A 5,297-nucleotide genomic window follows, 5' to 3' on the forward strand; every position below is an offset into this window, starting at 1 on the left:
GAATAGAGAGCTGACGATGACCTACTCTCACATGGCCGGAGCCACACTACCATTGGCGCGATGATGTTTCACTTCTGAGTTCGGGAAGGGATCAGGTGGTGCCATCATGCTATTGTCGTCAGCAAAGGGGGTTAGATATGAGTCTGTGTTGTTTTACTTATTTGACTAAGTATCACTATCCTAACTGAATCAAGGATAAAGGTGATATCGATATAATGCTTGCTACAAACCACTTGGGTGTTGTATGGTCAAGCCAAACGAGCAATTAGTACAGGTTAGCTACACACATCGCTGTGCTTCCACACCCTGCCTATCAACGTCCTAGTCTTGAACGGCTCTTTAGGGAAATCTAATCTTGAGGTGGGCTTCCCGCTTAGATGCTTTCAGCGGTTATCCCATCCGAACGTAGCTACCGGGCAATGCCATTGGCATGACAACCCGAACACCAGTGGTTCGTCCACTCTGGTCCTCTCGTACTAGGAGCAGATCCTCTCAAATTTCCAACGCCCACGGTAGATAGGGACCGAACTGTCTCACGACGTTCTAAACCCAGCTCGCGTACCTCTTTAAATGGCGAACAGCCATACCCTTAGGACCTGCTTCAGCCCTAGGATGAGATGAGCCGACATCGAGGTGCCAAACACCGCCGTCGATATGAACTCTTGGGCGGTATCAGCCTGTTATCCCCAGAGTACCTTTTATCCGTTGAGCGATGGCCCTTCCATACAGAACCACCGGATCACTAAGACCTACTTTCGTACCTGCTCGACTTGTGGGTCTCGCAGTTAAGCGCGCTTTTGCCTTTATACTCTATGAACGATTTCCGACCGTTCTGAGCGCACCTTCGTACTCCTCCGTTACTCTTTAGGAGGAGACCGCCCCAGTCAAACTACCCACCATACATTGTCCTCGGTATTGTTATACCTGAGTTAGAACCCCAACATGACCAGGGTGGTATTTCAAGATTGGCTCCACCAAGACTAGCGTCTCGGTTTCAAAGCCTCCCACCTATCCTGCACAAGTCAGGTCAAAGTTCAATGTAAAGCTGTAGTAAAGGTTCACGGGGTCTTTCCGTCTAGCCGCGGGTACACAGCATCTTCACTGCGATTTCGATTTCACTGAGTCTCTGCTGGAGACAGCGCTGCCATCATTATGTCATTCGTGCAGGTCGGAACTTACCCGACAAGGAATTTCGCTACCTTAGGACCGTTATAGTTACGGCCGCCGTTTACTGGGGCTTCGATCAAGACCTTCGCTTACGCTAAGCCCATCAATTAACCTTCCAGCACCGGGCAGACATCACACCCTATACGTCCACTTTCGTGTTTGCAGAGTGCTGTGTTTTTAATAAACAGTTGCAGCAGCCTGGTATCTGCGACTGCCAACAGCTCAAGGAGCAAGTCCTATCACCATCAACAGCGTACCTTCTCCCGAAGTTACGGTACCATTTTGCCTAGTTCCTTCAGCAGAGTTCTCTCAAGCGCCTTGGTATTCTCTACCTGATCACCTGTGTCGGTTTAGGGTACGATTCGTTTATGACTATCGCTTAGAAGCTTTTCCTGGAAGCCTGGTATTTGCCACTTCGTCCTACAAGTAGGACTTGCTATCAGATCTCGGTATATAATAGCCCGGATTTACCTAAGCTATAAACCTACATCCTTTCACCTAGATAACCATCACTAGGCTGACATAACCTTCTCCGTCCCTCCATCGCATCATAAACAAGTATCGGAATATTAACCGATTTCCCATCGACTACGCCTTTCGGCCTCGCCTTAGGGGTCGACTCACCCAGCCCCGATTAACGTTGGACTGGAACCCTTGATCTTCCGGCGTGGATGCTTTTCACACCCATTATCGTTACTCACGTCAGCATTCGCTCTTGTGATACCTCCAGCACACTTTACAATGCACCTTCTCAGGCTTACACAACGCTCCCCTACCACTTGAAAACAAATTCAAATCCGCAGCTTCGGCTCCTAGTTTGAGCCCCGTTACATCTTCCGCGCGGGCCGACTCGACTAGTGAGCTATTACGCTTTCTTTAAAGGATGGCTGCTTCTAAGCCAACCTCCTAGCTGTCTATGCCTTCCCACCTCGTTTCCCACTTAACTAGGAATTTGGGGCCTTAGCTGGCGGTCTGGGTTGTTTCCCTCTCCACAATGGACGTTAGCACCCACTGTGTGTCTCCCGGATATCACTCATCGGTATTCGGAGTTTGCATCGGTTTGGTAAGTCGGTATGACCCCCTAGCCGAAACAGTGCTCTACCCCCAATGGTGTTCGTCCGAGGCGCTACCTAAATAGCTTTCGGGGAGAACCAGCTATCACCGAGTTTGATTAGCCTTTCACCCCTATCCACAAGTCATCCCCTGGCTTTTCAACGACAGTGGGTTCGGTCCTCCGGTGCCTGTTACGGCACTTTCAACCTGCTCATGGATAGATCACTCGGTTTCGGGTCTATACCCTGCAACTAGTCGCCCTATTAAGACTCGGTTTCCCTACGGCTCCCCAAAACGGTTAACCTCGCTACAGAATATAAGTCGCTGACCCATTATACAAAAGGTACGCGGTCACCATGCAAGATGGCTCCCACTGCTTGTACGCACACGGTTTCAGGTTCTATTTCACTCCCCTCACAGGGGTTCTTTTCGCCTTTCCCTCACGGTACTGGTTCACTATCGGTCAGTCAGGAGTATTTAGCCTTGGAGGATGGTCCCCCCATCTTCAAACAGGATTTCTCGTGTCCCGCTCTACTTAATATGTCAACACTAGAATTTAAAATACGGGGCTATCACCCACTATGGCCAGCTTTCCCACACTGTTCTTCTATTCTAATATCAATCGGCTTCTCCCCGTTCGCTCGCCGCTACTTGGGGAATCTCATTTGATGTCTTTTCCTAAGGGTACTGAGATGTTTCACTTCCCCTCGTTCGCTTCCTAATAAATTAGGATACCTACCTTATGGTAAGTGGGTTTCCCCATTCAGAAATCTCCGGATCACAGGATATTGCCGCCTCCCCGAAGCTTATCGCAGGCTGTCACGTCTTTCATCGCCTCTGACTGCCAAGGCATCCACCATGTGCGCTTAATTACTTGACCATACAACCCCAAAGGGTCTTTGTCAGCAATTATAACGATATCACCTATGTTTACGCTTGATTCAGTTCTCTTTACTTTTTTAATAATCAACCCTTGGGATAACAAACAATGTCGTTAAAAGGTTGATTATTAAGGTTAAAAGTGACACGTGAACATGTCACTCTTAACCCAGACTCATATCTATGTTTTTAAATAGTTCTTACTCTCTCGTCGAGTAGTAAGTTCTGTATAAAACAGAAAGAAATAATCAGTCTTACGCAAGGTAAGCGAATCATTCGTTTCTATTTAATACTTATTGCATCGCTGTCTACTGATGGTGGAGCCAAACGGAGTCGAACCGTTGACCTCCTGCGTGCAAGGCAGGCGCTCTACCAACTGAGCTATGGCCCCTGAGCGAGGATACAATCAAAGCATTGCTTTGATCCAAGCGCAAGAGTAATTTGCTTAAAGGCAAATTGCTAAGGGCTTTATCACCTACGTTAATAGTGGTAGGCCTGGGCAGACTTGAACTGCCGACCCCCGCGTTATCAACACGGTGCTCTAACCAGCTGAGCTACAGGCCTGTACGAGGCATATACCTCTAACTAGTAAACTAGCTTAAAACTAAAGAACAACTTGTTGTGAATTCTTGCCAAGTGAATGCCGTCTATAAGGAGGTGATCCAGCCGCAGGTTCCCCTACGGCTACCTTGTTACGACTTCACCCCAGTCATCAACCACACCGTGGTGAACGCCGTCCTAAAAGGTTCGGCTATCCACTTCTGGTGCAATCAACTCCCATGGTGTGACGGGCGGTGTGTACAAGGCCCGGGAACGTATTCACCGCGGCATTCTGATCCGCGATTACTAGCGATTCCTACTTCATGGAGTCGAGTTGCAGACTCCAATCTGGACTACGATAGGCTTTTTGAGATTCGCATCACATCGCTGTGTAGCTGCCCTCTGTACCTACCATTGTAGCACGTGTGTAGCCCTGGTCGTAAGGGCCATGATGACTTGACGTCGTCCCCGCCTTCCTCCAGTTTGTCACTGGCAGTATCCTTAGAGTTCCCGGCCAAACCGCTGGTAACTAAGGAAAAGGGTTGCGCTCGTTGCGGGACTTAACCCAACATCTCACGACACGAGCTGACGACAGCCATGCAGCACCTGTATTCTAATTCCCGAAGGCACTCCCGCATCTCTGCAGGATTCTAGATATGTCAAGACCAGGTAAGGTTCTTCGCGTTGCATCGAATTAAACCACATGCTCCACCGCTTGTGCGGGCCCCCGTCAATTCATTTGAGTTTTAACCTTGCGGCCGTACTCCCCAGGCGGTCTACTTATTGCGTTAGCTGCGTCACTAAGTCCTCAAGGGACCCAACGACTAGTAGACATCGTTTACGGCGTGGACTACCAGGGTATCTAATCCTGTTTGCTACCCACGCTTTCGAGCCTCAGTGTCAGTATGATGCCAGGAAGCTGCCTTCGCCATCGGTATTCCTTCAGATCTCTACGCATTTCACCGCTACACCTGAAATTCTACTTCCCTCTCACCTACTCTAGCTTAACAGTATCAGATGCAGTTCCCAGGTTAAGCCCGGGGATTTCACATCTGACTTATCAAGCCACCTACGCTCGCTTTACGCCCAGTAATTCCGATTAACGCTTGCACCCTCTGTATTACCGCGGCTGCTGGCACAGAGTTAGCCGGTGCTTATTCTGCAGCTAATGTCATCGTCTATGGGTATTAACCATAGAGTCTTCTTCACTGCTTAAAGTGCTTTACAACCAAAAGGCCTTCTTCACACACGCGGCATGGCTGGATCAGGGTTGCCCCCATTGTCCAATATTCCCCACTGCTGCCTCCCGTAGGAGTCCGGGCCGTGTCTCAGTCCCGGTGTGGCTGATCATCCTCTCAGACCAGCTACAGATCGTCGCCATGGTAGGCCTTTACCCCACCATCTAGCTAATCCGACTTAGGCTCATCTAATAGCGAGAGCAGTAAACTGCCCCCTTTCTCCCGTAGGTCGTATGCGGTATTAATTCGAGTTTCCCCGAGCTATCCCCCACTACTAGGTAGATTCCTAAGTGTTACTCACCCGTCCGCCGCTCGACGCCTACCAGCAAGCTGGTATCGTTTCCGCTCGACTTGCATGTGTTAAGCCTGCCGCCAGCGTTCAATCTGAGCCATGATCAAACTCTTCAGTTTAATCTTGCT

At 49.4% G+C, this 5,297-nt stretch carries 2 tRNA genes and 3 rRNA genes; all 5 read right to left on the reverse strand.

Features of this window, described 5'->3' with window-relative positions:
- Window positions 1–8: 8 nt before the first annotated feature.
- Window positions 9–123, reverse strand: a 5S ribosomal RNA gene (gene rrf, locus ACS8FC_RS13775).
- Between the two features lie 121 nt (window positions 124–244).
- A 23S ribosomal RNA gene (locus tag ACS8FC_RS13780) occupies window positions 245–3,100 on the reverse strand.
- Window positions 3,101–3,414: 314 nt separating this feature from the next.
- Window positions 3,415–3,490 (reverse strand) — tRNA-Ala (locus ACS8FC_RS13785).
- 96 nt (window positions 3,491–3,586) lie between these two features.
- Window positions 3,587–3,663: transfer RNA gene (locus ACS8FC_RS13790), tRNA-Ile, on the reverse strand.
- 86 nt (window positions 3,664–3,749) lie between these two features.
- A 16S ribosomal RNA gene (locus ACS8FC_RS13795) occupies window positions 3,750–5,288 on the reverse strand.
- The 16S, 23S and 5S rRNA genes sit together here with 2 tRNA genes alongside, the layout of an rRNA operon.
- Between the last annotated feature and the right edge of the window lie 9 nt (window positions 5,289–5,297).

The organism is Psychrobacter sp. 1Y4 (assembly GCF_051847555.1).